Source organism: Pseudoalteromonas sp. SCSIO 43201, assembly GCF_023716725.1.
Taxonomy (GTDB): domain Bacteria; phylum Pseudomonadota; class Gammaproteobacteria; order Enterobacterales; family Alteromonadaceae; genus Pseudoalteromonas; species Pseudoalteromonas peptidolytica.
Window position 1 is genome coordinate 2,551,629 of the sequence record NZ_CP072683.1, and the last position, 16,391, is coordinate 2,568,019.

Genomic DNA, 16,391 nt, shown 5'->3' on the forward strand with positions numbered 1-16,391 from the left:
ATTTCCTGTTACTTGCCTACTTTCAATATTGCTAAGAATGCGTCTTGTGGCACTTCAACGTTACCAAGTTGCTTCATACGCTTCTTACCTTCTTTTTGCTTTTGCAGAAGTTTTTTCTTACGACTGACGTCACCACCATAACATTTAGCGATTACGTTTTTACGTAGCTGTTTAACGGTACTACGAGCAATGACGTGGTTACCAATTGCAGCTTGAATTGCAATATCAAACATCTGGCGAGGGATTAATTCTCTTAGCGCTTCAGCAAGCTGACGACCTCGGCTTTGCGAGCCATCACGGTGTACAATGATTGCAAGCGCATCAACGCGGTCGCCGTTAATAAGAATATCTACACGTACCATGTCTGATGCTTCAAAGCGCTTGAAGTTGTAATCCAACGATGCAAAACCACGGCTGGTAGATTTTAGCTTATCGAAGAAATCCATCACGACTTCTGACATTGGCAATTCGTAGGTTACCGCTACTTGCTTACCATGGTAACTCATCTTGGTTTGCACGCCACGCTTCTCAACACATAACGTAATTACATTACCCAAGTACTCTTGAGGAACTAAGATATTCGCTTCAACGATAGGCTCACGGATCTCAATAATATCATTAACTGGAGGCAAATCTGATGGGTTATCAATTTTTACCACACCGTGCTTAGTTTCTACTTCATAGATTACCGTCGGCGCTGTGGTGATAAGATCCATGTCATATTCACGCTCTAGACGCTCTTGGATGATTTCCATATGAAGCATACCAAGGAATCCACAACGGAAACCAAAACCTAGCGCCGTCGAGTTTTCAGGTTCGAAGAATAGCGACGCATCGTTTAGGCTTAGTTTGTTCAGTGCATCACGGAAGTTTTCGTAATCATCTGAAGAGATAGGGAACATACCTGCATAAACTTGCGGTTTTACCTTTTGGAAACCTGGCAAACGCTCTGTCGCTGAATCCCGAGCCATGGTAATAGTATCACCAACTGGTGCACCATGAATGTCTTTGATACCTGCGATAACAAAACCAACCTCACCCGTTCTTAATACTCCGGTATTGGTCTGCTTTGGTGTAAAGATACCGACCTTGTCTACTTGGTGAGCTTGCTCAGTAGACATAATCTTGATCTTTTCACCCGCTCTTAACTCACCATTTTTTATACGTACTAATGATACAACACCTTGGTATGGGTCAAACCACGAATCAATAATCAGGGCTTGTAAAGGCGCGTCAATATCCCCCTCTGGCGGCGGAATATCGCGCACAATGACTTCAAGCACTTCATCGATACCGATACCGGTTTTAGCACTACAACGAACGGCTTCTAATGCTTCAATACCAACAATATCTTCAATTTCTTCGGCTACGCGAAGTGGATCAGCTTGTGGTAAGTCAATTTTGTTCAAGACCGGGATCACTTCCAAGTCCATTTCAATCGCTGTATAACAGTTAGCGAGTGTTTGTGCTTCTACACCCTGACCAGCATCAACTACAAGTAGAGCACCTTCACACGCTGCTAAAGAACGTGACACTTCATAGGTAAAGTCAACGTGTCCAGGTGTGTCGATAAAGTTAAGCTGGTAAGTTTCACCATCTTTGGCTTTATAATTAAGCGTCACACTTTGCGCTTTAATGGTAATGCCGCGCTCACGTTCGATGTCCATCGAATCCAGTACCTGCTGCTGCATTTCGCGGTCTGTTAAACCTCCACAAACTTGGATTAAGCGGTCTGATAACGTCGATTTTCCATGGTCAATGTGGGCAATAATAGAAAAGTTACGGATATGCTTCATATACTGGATTCAATACTTCTGTTAGTCACAAATAGAGATTAAGGTCTCGATTTTACATTTTATTTAGTACAATCACCATCTATTTGCGTTATTGCTAGACTAATTGGGTAAATTTTTATCACTTTTACCTGATGTTTCAATGAGTCCCCCTTCATTTTGGCTAAAAAGAAACCAACCGAGGCACTTAAAAATGCACTTACAATTTGTAAGGGTTCACTGAGGTTAAGGACAAGCGCAGTAAAAAACATCGCAATGAAGGCAAAAAGTAGCGGCAACATGTAAACGTAAAAGGCGTGCCTAACCACATTAGAGTCGTCAAGTGCAAGTTTAATTTTTTGTCCGACAGCAACAGAAGACTCTGGTAGTTCAATAGGAAATTGCTTCTTATGCGTGCCGAAAAGCTTAGCAAATACTTGTGACCCACACTTACCATTACAGCCTTCGCAAGCGGGCTTTGGTTCAGCCTCGAGGTATACAGTTGCCCCCTTAATGGCTGCAACTGTCAATGTTTGTTCAATCATAAAGGTCTTTTTACAGACTCAGCTATTGCCTTCGCGGTCATTGCAGGAATATTTCCCACTACAGATACATCAAACGCACCAGTATTGTGAACGTATACTGTAGTTGCCCCTGATGACAGTGCACCGCTTGGGCGCTGGCCTGGTAATGGGCGCTGCACGAACACCGATATATCTACTAAACCATCTGAAAACAAATAGTAGTCTGCTAACTCATTATTCAAATCTAATTTATGTCTATCAGATTTTAACAGCTCAAAGCCTTGAGGCAACCATCCAATTTGCCAGTTACTTTTGGCACCACTATCAATTGTTTGTAACAGTCCAGAGATCGGCGCTGGAAATTGCTTTTTTGATAGCTCAAGTAATTGTTCTGTAGGGTTCTCAGTGACACTTATGTGGGTAAGCTGGAGTTGCTCTAGCAATTCCCCTTGTTGATTAACATAGGCAGACTTAAGTAGCAAAGAAGACTCTGTATCAATCCAAAGCCAATAGTTGTATTTTGAATCATCTTTTGCTTCGAGCCTAACCAATTGCGCTGGTCTATCAACGATACGCCCTTTTCCGCCTAAAACAAAATCATAGCTGTCTTTCAAACTATCGATATTCTTGAATAGCACTTCAGGTATGGGGCCTGCTATAGAATCTGTTTGAATAGTATAGGGGTCAGATTTAGGCTCAAAGTAAGTTACTTTGTCGCCAATGCGAACCATTTCAAGCCCTGCACCATTGAGCAAACTCAATAATTCAAGCTCGGTTCCACCTAAATTGCCATGCAGCCAGCGATATGGCTCCATTGACTTACCTTTGACCACAACAAATGAGGCATCAAAGTTGCGATGATGCACAGCATTTGCCATATCCTTTAACAGCTGTTTGGCTGAGATATTCTCATTTGCCCACAGCCAACTAGAGAAAAATACACTTAATACAACTACCAGTGCTCTCATTTATTGCTCTTTTTCCTCTTGTTTGATCTGCGTCTCTTCACCCGTCTGTTGCAGTGCATAAGCCATCCGAGACTGCCTTTGATGTTCAAGCACCAACGCGCCAATTCTTTGTTGCTGCAGCTCTCGGATCCCTTTCGCTGCTGACTCAAGGGCAGGCTCAGTAGATAAACTTACTGGTGATACACCACCAGCAAAGGGGGTTGATTGTAATTGCAAAGTATCATTAACCGGCTGCGCTGGATCACTACTCATGGTGTTAACGCCTAATATGGCGAATAACGAAACGCTCGCAGCGATGGCAACTTGGGCAAAAGGCTTACGCCACGCGCTTAATTCAACTACATTACTTTTTGTCGCAGGCGTTTCCTGCTGTGGTACTGAAACACTGTGTACTGCTTCATTCTCCAGCGCGATTGCAAAGCTTTTTGTTATATCAATACAAGGTGCTTCTTGTTTGTCGCTGCGCATTACATCGCCAATTAGCGCGTACCGCGCAAATTTTTGCTCATCTAGGCGAGCTTCCGATCCCGCATTGAGTGGCAGCTCACCGTCAAAAATTTCCGATGTTGTTAGCTCTTCAGCCACTTTATTTTCAGCTTGTGCCATATTTAAGACTCACCTATTAATGGGTTCAAATTGTTATCTATCGCTTCCCTTGCGCGAAAAATTCTAGAACGGACAGTCCCAACTGGGCAGTCCATAACAACAGCGATTTCTTCATAGCTCATTCCCTCGATCTCACGCAACGTAATTGCGGTTTTCAAATCATCGGGTAAACGGTCTATCGTTTTAAATATCACTGCTTTTACTTCATCACTTAGTAGCAAGTTTTCAGGTGATGCGTTTGACCTTAGCTGATCAGCACCATCATAAAACTCTGCTTCTTCTGCATCTACGTCATTGGCAGGTGGTTTTCTGCCTTGCGCTACTAAATAATTTTTTGAACAGTTAACCGCGATTCTATACAGCCAAGTATAAAATGCGCTTTCTCCCCTAAAGTTAGGTAACGCTCGATAAGCTTTAATGAACGTTTCCTGTGCCACATCAGCCACATCGCCTTGATTTGCTACATAACGAGAAATCAGCGCTGCAACTTTATTTTGATATTTAGCAACTAACAGGTTGAATGCGTTTTTATCTCCCTGTTGAACGCGTTTAACTATATTTAGATCTAAATCCTGCTCGCTCATTCGAGCCGGTACTCCTCTTTGTATTTTTCTAAATCGTAACTAGTTGCCATCATTTACAGCTACTCTGACTTAGTACCGAATAAAAAGTTCTGTTTTTTTGTATTTTTTTTTAAAATAAACGAATTCATCCATCTTTGCGTACTAATTCACGGCAGCTTTTTAGCGCTAACGCGTAAGCTATCTCACAAAAAGTTCTAAATGATTCTCATTAAACGGAACAAACTCTCTGCCTTCTATGATAGCAGATGTGATATAAATAACAGAATTAAACGTAAAAACAGTTAAGATCTTCGAATATGAAAAATACGACTCACCATAGTACCGATGTTGTTATTATCGGTAGCGGCGCAGCTGGCCTCTCGCTCGCTTTATCCCTAGCGAATCACTGTCAAGTCACAGTGATTAGCAAAGGTGCTTTAAAAGAAGGTTCTACGCTATATGCTCAAGGCGGTATTGCTGCGGTATTTGATAAGAAAAACGATAGTATTGAGTCTCATGTCGAAGACACCCTTGCGGCAGGTGCGGGCTTGTGTGATCGCGAAGCGGTACACTACACAGCCTCTAATGCAAGAAATTGCCTTAACTGGTTAATAGAACAGGGCGTTCCGTTTGATATGGAAGTCGACAGCAAAGGAAAAGAGCGATTTCATCTCACTCGAGAAGGTGGCCACAGTCACCGCCGAATTTTGCACGCCGCCGATGCCACTGGCAAAGCTGTGCAAACCACCTTAATTAGCCAAGTACAACTACATCCAAGAATTAACATATTAGAACAGTATAATGCGATTGATTTAGTCCAAGACAAAACCGCAAACCCAAGCTTTATAAAAGGAGTTTACGTTTACAACCGTAAAGCGGATCGGGTCGAAAGTATTACAGCTAAGTTTGTCGCTTTAGCCACCGGTGGCGCGAGTAAAGTCTATCTATACACCTCAAACCCCGACGTGTCATCCGGTGATGGCATCGCGATGGCGTGGCGCGCGGGTTGTAAAGTCGCCAATATGGAGTTTAATCAATTCCACCCAACGAGCTTATACCATCCAGAATTACAAAACTTTTTGATCACAGAAGCCATGCGTGGTGAAGGTGCACTGTTAAAACGTCCTGACGGTACACGCTTTATGCCAGACTTTGACGAGCGTGAAGAATTGGCACCTCGAGATGTAGTTGCTCGTGCAATCGATTATGAAATGAAGCGGTTGGGCGCGAATTGCGTTTATCTCGATATTTCTCACAAAGACAAAGAGTTTATTATTGAACACTTCCCTACTATCTACGCTAAATGTCTAAGTGTAGGGTTGGACATTACCAAAGAGCCGATACCCGTTGTTCCAGCTGCACATTACACCTGCGGAGGAGTAATGACTGACTTTAACGGCCGAACCGATATAGACAATTTATATGCCATTGGTGAGGTTGCGTATACAGGTCTTCATGGAGCAAATCGCATGGCAAGTAACTCACTCCTTGAGTGCATCGTCTTCGCACATGCAGCGGCCAAAGATATTTTGGCAAAAATAAACGACAGCAAAGCGCCTGCTCTTCTCCCTGACTGGGACGAAAGCCGCGTCAGTAACTCTGATGAGGAAGTGGTGATCACCCATAATTGGCACGAATTAAGACTATTTATGTGGGATTATGTAGGGATTGTGCGCTCTACAAAACGGCTAGAACGTGCCTTGCGACGCGTCGAATTATTGCAACAGGAAATACACGATTATTATGCTAACTTCCGAGTAAGCAATAACCTATTAGAACTGCGCAACTTGGTGCAAGTCGCTGAGCTAATTATCCGCAGCGCATTAGAGCGCAAAGAGAGCAGAGGGCTGCATTACACCCTAGACTTTCCAGATATGACCGACAACCCATCACCGACTATATTATCACCAGAAAAATAGCCCAAGATTTGGCTAGTAGTTTTGTAGTGGAGGCGCTACCACCGTTCCACTACACTTCCTGATATAGCAAATGTGTACTAAGAATAGTTTGCTTTGGCTCCCTCCTACCACCTTGGTATCTGTACCCTTTAGGCAACGCGACGTTACGTACCAATAGCTGGATAACTATTGGTAGTGGAGCCTCAAAATAAACTACTTAATAAGGATAATTGGTATAAGAAAGGGATTAACATGCGAAGTTCAGGTTACCTAGCATTTAGCATAAGACGACAAAGCAGTCGCCAATCCGACTCTCGAACGGCGTCACGTCTGATAAACACCCGCTGTTTTAGATGGTGTGCATCCTGTAACTTGAGCTCAATTTGAATGTCAAACCAGATTGTTGCGGCCATTAACCGCCCAGCCACATTCATCGCTGGGGATTGTACCTCTATATAGTTTTTTTCTGGCAACAACAACAAAGTTCCACAGGTTGGCGTGAGAGCTTGATACTGTCTCCAGCACCAATAACTGAGCACAAAACATACTGGTGTGATGAACCACCAAAGCAGAGGGAATAACAATAAAAATAGGAATGTGAGGCACAACGCTAGAACCACAAAGAACTTGTGGCTCTGTTGGTTATACTGAAATTCGACTCTAGACGCGGATCCGACCAAGGATAAATGTAACCATACTTTTTAGCTCTGGATCGGGACATACTTCATGACCCATAAACCAAGCGAACAAATCTGGATCTTCACAGGTAACTAAGCGCTGAAATACATATTTACCCTCGTCAGACAACGCATCATATGCCTCATCAACAAACGGCCCTAAAATAACGTCTAACTCTAACATGCCACGACGGCAAGCCCATTTAACTCGAGCTTTTGGCAGCAACTCAACCATAAACTGATTAACCCCTCATAAACTAATGATAAAATTATACCCACTCTACTGTGCTTATGCCATAAAACTTATAGAAATGGCGCCTTGAAATCGACACTCCCTATCTCCACTTCAGTTTTTACGATAACATTACGAAAACACTTTTATACGGATCAACATTATGTCTATTGCTCGTGCTTTTAAGCTACCGCTTCGGATTATTCGCATTTCAGGTCAAGATAAACTGAGCTACTTGCACGGTCAGGTTACCCAAGACATTAACCTTATCAAAGACGACAACTTCATGTGGTCAGGGCATTGCAGCCCAAAAGGTAAGTTATGGGCGGTATCTCGTATCACCCGCTTTGAAGATGAATACTTGATGATAGCAAGTGAAGCCGAAGCAGAGACTTCTCTACGTGAGCTGAAAAAGTATGGTGTCTTCGCTAAGGTTGAAATCGACTTCGCTGAATGTGAAGCCTATGGCCTGCTCGTTGAAGACACCCAGACCATAAAAGACGCATTTGACGTTAATTTAGACACAGACTCAACAGCATTTGACGTCGAAAACGGTAAGTTACTCAAGCTTGATGCACACCGCTTTATCCTCCTTTCATTTAACAATGCAGGTATACCTGCATCGCTGTCTCTGGAGGCTGACTCTACCCCGTTTATTACAAGCAGTATTCTCGCGGGCGAGCCTGCTCTGAGCTCTGAACACCTTGACGAATTTGTACCACAAATGGTTAATCTCCAAGCTTTAGATGGGATCAGCTTTAAAAAAGGTTGCTATACTGGTCAAGAGACAGTGGCACGCATGCGCTATCTCGGAAAGAATAAGCGTGCAATGTACATTGTTAGCGGAAGTGCGAGTCAACACATCGAAGAAACAGATATCGAGTTACAAATTGAAGATAACTGGCGTCGTGGTGGCAAAATAATCCATCAGACCTTTGACGGCAATACTAACCGGTTTTATGCGTTAGCAGTGATGCCTAATGACACGCCTGCGCATGCAATACTAAGAGCAAAAAATTCACCTGAGGTAGACCTTACCATTCAACCTCTACCCTATTCTTTAGAAGACAACTAACGGGATCTTATATGATTATTGGCCCTAACTCAGTAGTAACTATTCACTACTCAGTTCAAGACAAAGACAACAATACAATTGATAGTACATTTGATGATGAGCCAGTGGTGGCCATGCTTGGCTCTGGTTACTTGATCCCAGGTTTAGACGATGCACTGCAAGGTAAACAATCAGGCGACACCTTTAGTGTCACGATTGAACCTCAAGAAGGCTACGGTGAGCGCTATGATGAGTTAACACAAGCTGTACCTAAGTCCATGTTTGAAGGTATGGAAATTGAAGTCGGGATGCAGTTCAGAGCAACAACAGATGAAGGCGATCAAGTCGTTGTTATCATCGGGATTGAAGATGAAGAGGTCATTGTTGATGCCAATCACCCGCTTTCAGGGATCACACTAAACTTCGACGTAGAGGTCATTGAAGTACGCGAAGCTACAGCAGCTGAGGTTGCACATGGCCATGTACATGGTGAAGGTGGCTGTGGTCACGACCACTGATCTGCATCAAGCAATCAGAGTACTGAAGTGAACGAAAAAGCGCTGACTATTCAGCGCTTTGTTTGTTAATCAATTTACTTTCCATCGCAGCTACCAACTTTGTTTTATCATTAGTACCAACACGATACTTAGTGCCATCTTTCATGACCACCTCAAGTGCATCAAACCCCGCCACAGTATAGACCCAACCATCGGTGCTGATCCGCATGCCTAAGCCATGGCGTAATGAATTCTTCACAGGTTGTACGTAATCAATATCATCAAATTTCAGCGTAATTTTGGCAACCGATGGACCAAACCACCAGCTCAACGTTTGTTGCTGTTGGTTAACCTCAACCGTTAACCCATAAAAAATAAAGGCAACTATCGCGAGGATCACCAAAAATCCAACAAAAGCTATATTTGTGCCCGTAAGGTAGATTGCTAATGTGGTAAAACTTGCGATAAACGCCAGCAAAAGCCAAATGACCCATGCAAATTGAGTATTTCTATACATTTCTAGTCTTCTTTAATTAAAGCTGTAAACCAATGTCGCACCGAGCTCAGTATCCACTTTCTCTTTGTCGTCTTCAGGTTGTGAGTTATAGCGGTAGATAAATGCAAACTTCAACGCAATACCACCTAAAACTTGAGTAACAAGTGCTGATTCAGCAAAAAGCCGAGAGTTTAGGCCTGATAAAGATTGCTCGTAGCTCACATCCTGATTAAAACGAGTGCGCTTTGATACGTTCCTCTCCCATTGCAATGCCATCCGTAACAACTGACCTTTCTCTGTTCTTTTCTCATCGGGTTCCAATGCTATTTCATTATCTACCCTTGAAATAGACATACCAGGGCCTATATCTATATCAACTGTATTTTTCTTTCCCTCAAACATACGGCTACCATAGCCCAGGGCAACTGTTGAGGTGTATTCTTTGCCGTTAAACCTGTCCCGCTCATAGTCTCCATAAACGAAGAATGACGATTTATCATTGCCAAGCTTGTAATTCCCTTGCGCTGAGCCAAAGTAACGAGAGGCAGAGACATCCTCGACTCCCGTTTCAGTATCTTTTTCACGCCGATACAAGCCATCAAATTTATACTGATTACGCCACGTGGGTAGGTCTTGGTACAAATTACTTTTTAGTTTAAATGAGGTGTTTTGCGTATTGCCTTTGTTAACAATAAATCCAAACTCAACATCTCCATAAAGCATTTCACCCTGATGTTTTGTGTGTATCTCGTCATCAGGCATATTGCCATACTCATGAAAGTCTTCAAATGGATCGGTAGCCTCACTTGGCGATGATAACAGGCCAATGAACACAAAAGTTATAAATCTATATAATGCCACGCGTAACTACTTTTGACTCACTGCTTCCAAATAATATGACAAAAAGGTGCGTCTAAATCTCTGCTGATGAGGATCTTCGCATACACCTGATCAGAATCGTCAAACTCAATACCCACCAGTACTTGAACAAAGTGTTCAGGCTCGGCTTCTTGTTCGTATGTAGTGACACTGGACCAGCTTTCGTCCGGCTCACTCTCCTCAATAAACCCCCGGGCTTCACGATGTTCATTAAATGTTTCTATATCGTGTTCCTCCAAGTTATCTGGTGCTAACTCAAGGAAAATGTCATATGCTTGGTGGGTTACTTCTTCGATTGTACAAAGTCTTGCTGTCATGGTGCTAGCCTGTGGCTTTTACATTAGCGCAATAATAGCAAAATGTGCAAAAACATAAATATCCCGTCGCGATAATCAAACATAAATTAGCGCTAAGTGGTGAAGAAATATCACGAACAGTTGGATCTCAAGACGCTTTTAAGTTATTACTCTAAAAACAGCGCTTCATGCCATAATAAAAGACAGGGACATTTCACTATGATTTCATACACTGAGACTAATAATATCGCTTATGTCACTTTATCTCGTCCCGAGAAACAAAATGCACTATCAGTAGATATGTTTGTTGGTTTAGACAATGCAATAAAAACTATTTCAAAAAACAAAGCTATCCGTGCGGTTGTGATCCAAGGTGAAGGCGCACACTTTTGTGCTGGTCTCGATGTCAAAAGTGTATTAAAGAAACCAACAGGTATTTTAAAATTATTAAGAAAATGGCTCCCAGGAAATGCGAACTTAGTACAACGTGTTGTCCTCGGTTGGCAATCGTTGCCTGTTCCTGTTATTGCTCGCATCACAGGAAATTGCTTAGGGGGAGGCTGTCATATTGCCCTTGGTGCAGATATTCGTCTCGCTGACAACAGCGCCCAGTTCGCTATTATGGAGGCAAAGTGGGGATTGTGCCCTGACATGGGCGCAAGCTTATTATTGCCGGCTAGTATGAATAAAGACAAAGCATTAATGATGACCATCCACGCACAGCGAATAGATGCACAAAGTGCATTAAAAGATGGCTTAATCTCAGAACTATGTGACGACATAGATACGAGACTAGACCAACTACTGTGCCAATTCAGCAACCGCTCGCCTGACGCCATTGCTGCAATAAAGAAAGTATATAATCAAGCCTACAATCAGCCATCTAGGAAATTACTGTGGCTTGAAACTTGGTCACAGATTAAATTACTGGTCGCCAACAACACTAAAATAGCAATGAGTAACGCCTCATCAACAGAGCAGCAGCCTTATCAACCGCGCAAAAAGTGGTAAGTCCCGAGCGGTGTCCAAAAGTATGATAGCTTGCACAACCAAAATACGTAAAATAAAGACTTCACAATCACTTGGGAGCATGAAGTACTGATGCAAAGGTTGCAGTTCATCATTAAATTTTCATTCGGCTTTGCTATTATTTTAGGATGCTTATTGGGTGCCAAATGGATCGTTATGCTGAGCGAGATTAAGCTACCAGCGGCACTACTTGGAATGGGTTTTTTGGTCATATTGTTATTTCTTGGCGTGGTAAAACCTGAGTGGATAGCACCTGCGGCCAACCCCATTTTGAAGTACATGGCGCTATTTTTCATTCCTGCCGGTGTTGGTGTCGTTGAGCATATTGACTTATTTCAGTCCCAATGGGTAATGCTGGCATTACTACTTACTATCGTGCCGACTCTCATATTGACGTCGTTAAGTCCTATCGTTAAACGTATTAAGTTCCGTGATTAATATACTGATTTACTCAACACTCACCATCGTATTGTTTGTCACAATGCGGGCGCTATATCAACGTTTCCCTATAACATTGTTCAACCCCGTATTGCTGTGTATTTTGACTATCTCTACTTTTTTATTACTCACTCAGTTTGAGTATAAAACTTATCAGCAAGGTACGTTGCCAATTCACTATTTACTTGAACCTGCAGTGGTTGCCCTTGCTTTTCCGCTATTTAAACAATTTCACCAAATTAAGCCGGTATTTTTTGCATTGTGCTTTACCAGTTGGCTTGGCGTTTCTTTATCAACCTTGAGCGCTTTTTTGATTTGTAATATGTTTGCATCAGATGACGCTATCGCAGCTTCAATGGCGGCATTATCTGTCACCACACCAATTACATTATTGATAAGCGATTTTCTTGGTGGGATCCCTGCTGTAGCGGCAATTATGGTGATCCTTATTGGCGTTTTTGGCGGCGTTTTTGGATTGCATATATTGCACCTTTGCAACGTACAATCCATGCAAGCGAAAGGTATTGCGTTGGGCATCGCTTGTCATGCAATTGGTACCAGTGCGGCAATGGAACATCACCCAGTAGCAGGCGCATTTTCATCCGCAGCTATGACAAGTACTGCCGTGATCACAGCATTATGGGTTCCTGTATTTTATAATTTGCTAGATAGCGTAAACTTTGGATGAGATGGTAAGTAAATAATACCAATTTGACTTAATACTTGCTCAATTTGAAGGAGTAAACCTGACGCTAACAGCGTTAAAAATTTCTTATTTAGAACAACTAAATAGCAAAATTTTTGCCTTGTTATCGACAAGATTTCCTCACCTCAAAATAGACCACTTAATTAAGAAAATTGGTATAAGCTTTGTCTATCGAGTATTTAGCTCAGCGTAAAAGCCAACCGTCAGAAAATAAATTAACCAACAAATATGAGAAAGTATCGTGATTAATCAAGAGATTGAACAAATTGAGCGCTATTACAACATCATTCGTGAATACTTGGTGACTTACAGCTTCCAATTACTCGCCGCAATCGCTATTTTTCTGCTTGGTTTGTGGCTTTCTAAAAAGCTCTCGAAAGCCACCGAAAAATTGATGCTGAAGCACAGCATCGATCCTGCACTTACCAACTTTGTGGGCAATGTTATCAAAGTCTTGATAATCGCCATGTTCGTAGTAATTTCTCTTGGTAAAATAGGGATTAGTATCACTCCTTTTGTCGCTGCCATCGGTGCGGCTTCCTTGGGTGCTGGTCTGGCGCTACAAGGGATGTTAGCAAACTACGGTGCTGGACTTGCTATTATCGCCACACGCCCTTTTGTCATCGGTGATACCATCAGCATTAAGGGGGTGAGCGGACAGGTCAAAATGATAGAGCTTGGACATACTACCCTGATCAATGAAGACAACGTTGAGATCACGATTCCAAATAAACATATTGTAGGGGAAATATTACACAACTCATTTGAAAACTCACTTGTAAAAGGAGAAATTGGTATTGCCTACCATGCCGACTACGAGCAGGCATTACTACTTATCAATAATGCGCTTGCCAATAACAGTAAAGTCAGTCAATCTCCTAAGCCACAGGTTGGTATAGAAACATTTGCCGACAGCGCTGTAGTCTTAAGCTACCGTTACTGGGTACCAACCACTGCGCTAATTGAAACTAAATTAGAGATCAATAAGGCGGTATTCGCTGCCATTAACAATGCCAATATAGAAATACCCTTTCCGCAACGTGTAATTAAACTTATTCAGTAGGCTGTGTAGTAGAAAAACCACTGCGTAAATGAAGATCTCGTTGTGGAAACGGGATCTCAATTTGGTATTTGCGAAACGCATCATCAATCGCCCATAAATAGTCAGAAATTAGGGCTGTCGGCCGCTTTACTTGCTCAGGCTGTACCCACACTCCCAGTGTAAAGTTCAAACTACTATCGCCAAATCCCGTCATCCATACTGTTGCCTCCCTCCCTGCAGTATTGAGTGTATATTGAACATTTTTAGCAGCTTCCAATGCTGCTCTCTTAACGAGCGTTTTATCACTGCCATAGGCAACAGAAAAAGGAATACGAAAGCGGCGGTACTTATCTGACATGGTCCAGTTTGTTATGGTGTTTGATACCATTTCTGAGTTTGGGATCAATAAGTCCACATTGTCATTTGTGCGGATCCAAGTGGAACGCATATGAATGGCAATAACTTCACCAACCATACCATTGTTTAGCTCAACAAAGTCCCCAACCTTAACCGTTTTTTCTAACAGTAGTACTAGCCCTGAAACAAAGTTATTTACCAAACCTTGCAACCCAAGACCAATTCCAACCCCCAGAGCACTGGCCACGAGGGCCAGTTCAGTTATCTCAAAACCAAGTGCGGTCAGTGCAATAATAAACCCGATAAACAACACAATGTAGTGGATAATGCGACCTATCACGTAAGCAGATGTGTGCTGAATAACACCCTGCTTAGACGCAATTCGGTTGAACGCCAGACGCAACACCTTGGAAATAATAAACGTCGCTATCACCACTGTCACAAAAGACAGCGCCTCACCGATTTCTAATGAAAACTTGCCTAACGAAAATAGTTTTTGGTCAAGCCATGGAATATCCATATCTATCTCTTGGGGCACTTTTATCATCACTTTTTTACTTTAATCCTAGTTATACTAAGTGTGCGTGGCTCACACCAGAATTACAAGCATGTATCGCACTGTATAAACCCTACATACTGAGTTGCTTACTCTTTTCGAAGCTCATACCTAAATAACAAATCAATACCACAAAGCCATGAAAATACAGCGACGTTGTATTACCACTCACCGCCACTGGGGAACCCATTGTTTTGGAATAGACTAAAAGTAAAGCTACATTAATTCAGCTAGCCCTTAAAACAAAAAAGCCTTCTGCACAATGAAGAAGGCCTTTGGTAACATCTTTTCAGTATGGCTATGCTTTACGCCATGTCGTTTTTCCCGCGCTATCTTCCAATACAACGCCCATTGCAGTTAGCGCATCACGTGCCTCATCAGCAGCAGCCCAGTCTTTACTTTCTCGAGCAGCTCGACGTTTTTCGATCAACGCTTCAATTTGTGCAACTTCATCATCGCCTTGCTCACCTTTAAGGAAAGATTCAGGGTCTTGCTGGGCAATACCAAGTACCTCAGCCAGTTTTACAAGAATGTATGCGTACTCGCCCGCAGCTTGCGCATCGCTATCTTTTAAGCGATTCACTTCTTTTGACAGCTCAAAAATCACAGGAAGCGCTTCCGGTGTATTGAAGTCATCGTTCATAGCAGCTTCAAAACGCTCAACATAAGCGCTTCCTTTTAGCTCTACTTCCACCAGTTTTACACCACGTAACGCAGTATAGATACGCTCTAGTGATGAGCGCGCTTGCTCAAGGTTTTCTTGTGAGTAGTTTAACTGGCTACGGTAATGACCATTAATTAAGAAATAACGTACCGTTTCTCTGTCAAAAGCTTTTAGTACTTCACGTACAGTAAAGAAGTTACCAAGAGACTTTGACATCTTCTCTTTATTAACTTGCACCATACCGGTGTGGATCCACGTATTCACGTAGCGGCCATTATTTGCGCAGCACGATTGCGCAATTTCATTTTCATGGTGAGGGAATTGTAAATCTGAGCCACCACCATGAATATCAAAAAATTCACCTAAGTGCTTTGAACTCATTGCGCTACACTCGATGTGCCAACCAGGACGACCTTCTCCCCAAGGTGACTGCCATGCTGGCTCTCCTGCTTTAGCCTTTTTCCATAATACGAAATCAAGCGGGTCGTCTTTACCTTCAGCTACTTCAACACGCGCCCCAGCCTGAAGCATGTCTAGGTCTTGTTGCGAAAGTTGGCCATATTGCGCAAACGTTGATACGTCAAATAATACGTCACCATTTTGCGCGACATAAGCATGACCTTTTTCTATTAAACGAGCTATCATATCGATGATTTCATCCATGTGACCCGTCACTGTCGGTTCTATGTCTGCCGGTAACATATTCAATGCGTCAAAATCTTCGTGCATTGCTTTGGTCATGCGGACAGTTAACTCATTAATCGACTCGTTGTTTTCAGCGGCACGTTTAATAATTTTATCATCGACATCGGTAATATTACGTACGTATGTGACGTCATATCCGAGGTACCGTAGATAGCGATTCATTACATCAAATGAAACATATGTTCGCGCGTGTCCTACATGACAGAAATCATAGATGGTGATACCACACACGTACATATCAACCTTGCCTTCTTTGAGCGGTTTAAAGGGGGCTTTTTGACGAGTGAGTGTATTGAAAATCTGCAACATGTAGTTTTCTTCCTAAATACGTTCATTTTTAACAAAAGAGTTGATGATCATATCACCTACATTGCAACGCCTCTAGATTTTAATGGCGTTTTAAGACAGTTTTTTGATTTTTTACACCGATTA

Annotated in this window: 19 protein-coding genes; 7 read left to right on the plus strand and 12 right to left on the minus strand. The window is 42.5% G+C overall.

The window, feature by feature from the left end:
• Window positions 1-8 precede the first annotated feature (8 nt).
• The 5 genes from lepA to rpoE are packed head-to-tail and all read right to left on the minus strand — an operon-like array spanning window position 9 to window position 4,454.
• The gene (gene lepA, locus J8Z24_RS10880; protein WP_147390821.1) at window positions 9-1,796 is read right to left on the minus strand and encodes a translation elongation factor 4; all 1,788 of its coding nucleotides are present in this window, start codon (window positions 1,794-1,796) and stop codon (window positions 9-11) included.
• Between the two features lie 59 nt (window positions 1,797-1,855).
• Window positions 1,856-2,317, minus strand: a complete 462-nt coding sequence (locus J8Z24_RS10885) for a SoxR reducing system RseC family protein (RefSeq protein WP_252094675.1) — start codon at window positions 2,315-2,317, stop codon at window positions 1,856-1,858.
• Window positions 2,314-3,264, minus strand: a complete 951-nt coding sequence (locus J8Z24_RS10890) for a MucB/RseB C-terminal domain-containing protein (RefSeq protein WP_147390822.1) — start codon at window positions 3,262-3,264, stop codon at window positions 2,314-2,316. The genes J8Z24_RS10885 and J8Z24_RS10890 overlap by 4 nt, the downstream gene beginning before the upstream one ends.
• On the minus strand, window positions 3,265-3,870 hold the full coding sequence (locus tag J8Z24_RS10895) for a sigma-E factor negative regulatory protein (protein WP_128730996.1): 606 nt from the start codon (window positions 3,868-3,870) through the stop codon (window positions 3,265-3,267).
• A gap of 2 nt (window positions 3,871-3,872) precedes the next feature.
• A complete protein-coding gene (gene rpoE / locus J8Z24_RS10900; RefSeq protein WP_128730995.1) occupies window positions 3,873-4,454 on the minus strand; it encodes an RNA polymerase sigma factor RpoE in 582 nt (193 codons plus the stop codon).
• A gap of 296 nt (window positions 4,455-4,750) precedes the next feature.
• Here rpoE and nadB point away from each other — a divergent pair, with 296 nt between their 5' ends.
• A complete protein-coding gene (gene nadB, locus J8Z24_RS10905) occupies window positions 4,751-6,352 on the plus strand; it encodes an L-aspartate oxidase (protein ID WP_125253574.1) in 1,602 nt (533 codons plus the stop codon).
• Between the two features lie 245 nt (window positions 6,353-6,597).
• Here the strand turns inward: nadB and J8Z24_RS21900 are convergent, their stop codons facing one another.
• Together J8Z24_RS21900 and J8Z24_RS10915 are read right to left on the minus strand one after the other, a co-directional pair.
• Window positions 6,598-6,951, minus strand: a complete 354-nt coding sequence (locus tag J8Z24_RS21900) for a protein YgfX (RefSeq protein WP_176032724.1) — start codon at window positions 6,949-6,951, stop codon at window positions 6,598-6,600.
• Between the two features lie 40 nt (window positions 6,952-6,991).
• The gene (locus J8Z24_RS10915) at window positions 6,992-7,243 is read right to left on the minus strand and encodes an FAD assembly factor SdhE (RefSeq protein ID WP_125253573.1); all 252 of its coding nucleotides are present in this window, start codon (window positions 7,241-7,243) and stop codon (window positions 6,992-6,994) included.
• 160 nt (window positions 7,244-7,403) lie between these two features.
• On the opposite strand from J8Z24_RS10915, the gene ygfZ reads away from it, so the two are divergent.
• A complete protein-coding gene (ygfZ, locus tag J8Z24_RS10920) occupies window positions 7,404-8,315 on the plus strand; it encodes a CAF17-like 4Fe-4S cluster assembly/insertion protein YgfZ (RefSeq protein ID WP_176032725.1) in 912 nt (303 codons plus the stop codon).
• 11 nt (window positions 8,316-8,326) lie between these two features.
• A complete protein-coding gene (locus J8Z24_RS10925) occupies window positions 8,327-8,812 on the plus strand; it encodes an FKBP-type peptidyl-prolyl cis-trans isomerase (protein WP_125253571.1) in 486 nt (161 codons plus the stop codon).
• 46 nt (window positions 8,813-8,858) lie between these two features.
• On the opposite strand, the gene J8Z24_RS10930 is transcribed toward J8Z24_RS10925, so the two are convergent.
• From J8Z24_RS10930 to J8Z24_RS10940, 3 genes are all read right to left on the minus strand, one after another.
• Entirely contained in the window at window positions 8,859-9,308 is a 450-nt protein-coding gene (locus J8Z24_RS10930; protein ID WP_128730992.1) for an RDD family protein, read from the minus strand.
• Window positions 9,309-9,320: 12 nt separating this feature from the next.
• On the minus strand, window positions 9,321-10,049 hold the full coding sequence (locus tag J8Z24_RS10935; RefSeq protein ID WP_404824170.1) for a DUF481 domain-containing protein: 729 nt from the start codon (window positions 10,047-10,049) through the stop codon (window positions 9,321-9,323).
• Between the two features lie 116 nt (window positions 10,050-10,165).
• Window positions 10,166-10,483 carry a DUF440 family protein gene (locus J8Z24_RS10940; RefSeq protein WP_125253568.1) on the minus strand — a complete coding sequence of 106 codons (318 nt, stop codon included), beginning with the start codon at window positions 10,481-10,483 and terminating at the stop codon, window positions 10,166-10,168.
• Window positions 10,484-10,681: 198 nt separating this feature from the next.
• Between J8Z24_RS10940 and J8Z24_RS10945 the strand changes: the two genes are divergently transcribed.
• The 4 genes from J8Z24_RS10945 to J8Z24_RS10960 all read left to right on the plus strand — a co-directional run bounded on the left by J8Z24_RS10945 (window position 10,682) and on the right by J8Z24_RS10960 (window position 13,698).
• Window positions 10,682-11,473: a crotonase/enoyl-CoA hydratase family protein gene (locus tag J8Z24_RS10945; protein ID WP_147390826.1), complete on the plus strand. Its 792-nt coding sequence runs from the start codon at window positions 10,682-10,684 to the stop codon at window positions 11,471-11,473.
• 90 nt (window positions 11,474-11,563) lie between these two features.
• Window positions 11,564-11,929, plus strand: coding sequence for a CidA/LrgA family protein (locus tag J8Z24_RS10950; RefSeq protein ID WP_252094678.1), 366 nt, complete (start codon window positions 11,564-11,566; stop codon window positions 11,927-11,929).
• Window positions 11,922-12,617 carry an LrgB family protein gene (locus tag J8Z24_RS10955; protein ID WP_252094679.1) on the plus strand — a complete coding sequence of 232 codons (696 nt, stop codon included), beginning with the start codon at window positions 11,922-11,924 and terminating at the stop codon, window positions 12,615-12,617. The genes J8Z24_RS10950 and J8Z24_RS10955 overlap by 8 nt, the downstream gene beginning before the upstream one ends.
• A gap of 259 nt (window positions 12,618-12,876) precedes the next feature.
• Window positions 12,877-13,698: a mechanosensitive ion channel family protein gene (locus J8Z24_RS10960; protein ID WP_125253564.1), complete on the plus strand. Its 822-nt coding sequence runs from the start codon at window positions 12,877-12,879 to the stop codon at window positions 13,696-13,698.
• Here J8Z24_RS10960 and J8Z24_RS10965 read toward each other — a convergent pair.
• Window positions 13,688-14,581: a mechanosensitive ion channel family protein gene (locus J8Z24_RS10965; RefSeq protein WP_176032726.1), complete on the minus strand. Its 894-nt coding sequence runs from the start codon at window positions 14,579-14,581 to the stop codon at window positions 13,688-13,690. The two genes, J8Z24_RS10960 and J8Z24_RS10965, sit on opposite strands and share 11 nt — an antisense overlap.
• Before the next feature lie 307 nt (window positions 14,582-14,888).
• Window positions 14,889-16,268 carry a cysteine--tRNA ligase gene (gene cysS, locus J8Z24_RS10970; protein WP_147390257.1) on the minus strand — a complete coding sequence of 460 codons (1,380 nt, stop codon included), beginning with the start codon at window positions 16,266-16,268 and terminating at the stop codon, window positions 14,889-14,891.
• Window positions 16,269-16,391: the final 123 nt, after the last annotated feature.

What these genes read in the sequence shown, in the direction of transcription:
- lepA (WP_147390821.1), bottom strand. Translation starts at nt 1,796, where the DNA reads ATGAAGCATATCCGTAACTTTTCTATTATTGCCCACATTGACCATGGA.
- J8Z24_RS10885 (WP_252094675.1), bottom strand. Translation starts at nt 2,317, where the DNA reads ATGATTGAACAAACATTGACAGTTGCAGCCATTAAGGGGGCAACTGTA.
- J8Z24_RS10890 (WP_147390822.1), bottom strand. Translation starts at nt 3,264, where the DNA reads ATGAGAGCACTGGTAGTTGTATTAAGTGTATTTTTCTCTAGTTGGCTG.
- J8Z24_RS10895 (WP_128730996.1), bottom strand. Translation starts at nt 3,870, where the DNA reads ATGGCACAAGCTGAAAATAAAGTGGCTGAAGAGCTAACAACATCGGAA.
- rpoE (WP_128730995.1), bottom strand. Translation starts at nt 4,454, where the DNA reads ATGAGCGAGCAGGATTTAGATCTAAATATAGTTAAACGCGTTCAACAG.
- nadB (WP_125253574.1), top strand. Translation starts at nt 4,751, where the DNA reads ATGAAAAATACGACTCACCATAGTACCGATGTTGTTATTATCGGTAGC.
- J8Z24_RS10915 (WP_125253573.1), bottom strand. Translation starts at nt 7,243, where the DNA reads ATGGTTGAGTTGCTGCCAAAAGCTCGAGTTAAATGGGCTTGCCGTCGT.
- ygfZ (WP_176032725.1), top strand. Translation starts at nt 7,404, where the DNA reads ATGTCTATTGCTCGTGCTTTTAAGCTACCGCTTCGGATTATTCGCATT.
- J8Z24_RS10925 (WP_125253571.1), top strand. Translation starts at nt 8,327, where the DNA reads ATGATTATTGGCCCTAACTCAGTAGTAACTATTCACTACTCAGTTCAA.
- J8Z24_RS10930 (WP_128730992.1), bottom strand. Translation starts at nt 9,308, where the DNA reads ATGTATAGAAATACTCAATTTGCATGGGTCATTTGGCTTTTGCTGGCG.
- J8Z24_RS10935 (WP_404824170.1), bottom strand. Translation starts at nt 10,049, where the DNA reads ATGCCTGATGACGAGATACACACAAAACATCAGGGTGAAATGCTTTAT.
- J8Z24_RS10940 (WP_125253568.1), bottom strand. Translation starts at nt 10,483, where the DNA reads ATGACAGCAAGACTTTGTACAATCGAAGAAGTAACCCACCAAGCATAT.
- J8Z24_RS10945 (WP_147390826.1), top strand. Translation starts at nt 10,682, where the DNA reads ATGATTTCATACACTGAGACTAATAATATCGCTTATGTCACTTTATCT.
- J8Z24_RS10950 (WP_252094678.1), top strand. Translation starts at nt 11,564, where the DNA reads ATGCAAAGGTTGCAGTTCATCATTAAATTTTCATTCGGCTTTGCTATT.
- J8Z24_RS10965 (WP_176032726.1), bottom strand. Translation starts at nt 14,581, where the DNA reads ATGATAAAAGTGCCCCAAGAGATAGATATGGATATTCCATGGCTTGAC.
- cysS (WP_147390257.1), bottom strand. Translation starts at nt 16,268, where the DNA reads ATGTTGCAGATTTTCAATACACTCACTCGTCAAAAAGCCCCCTTTAAA.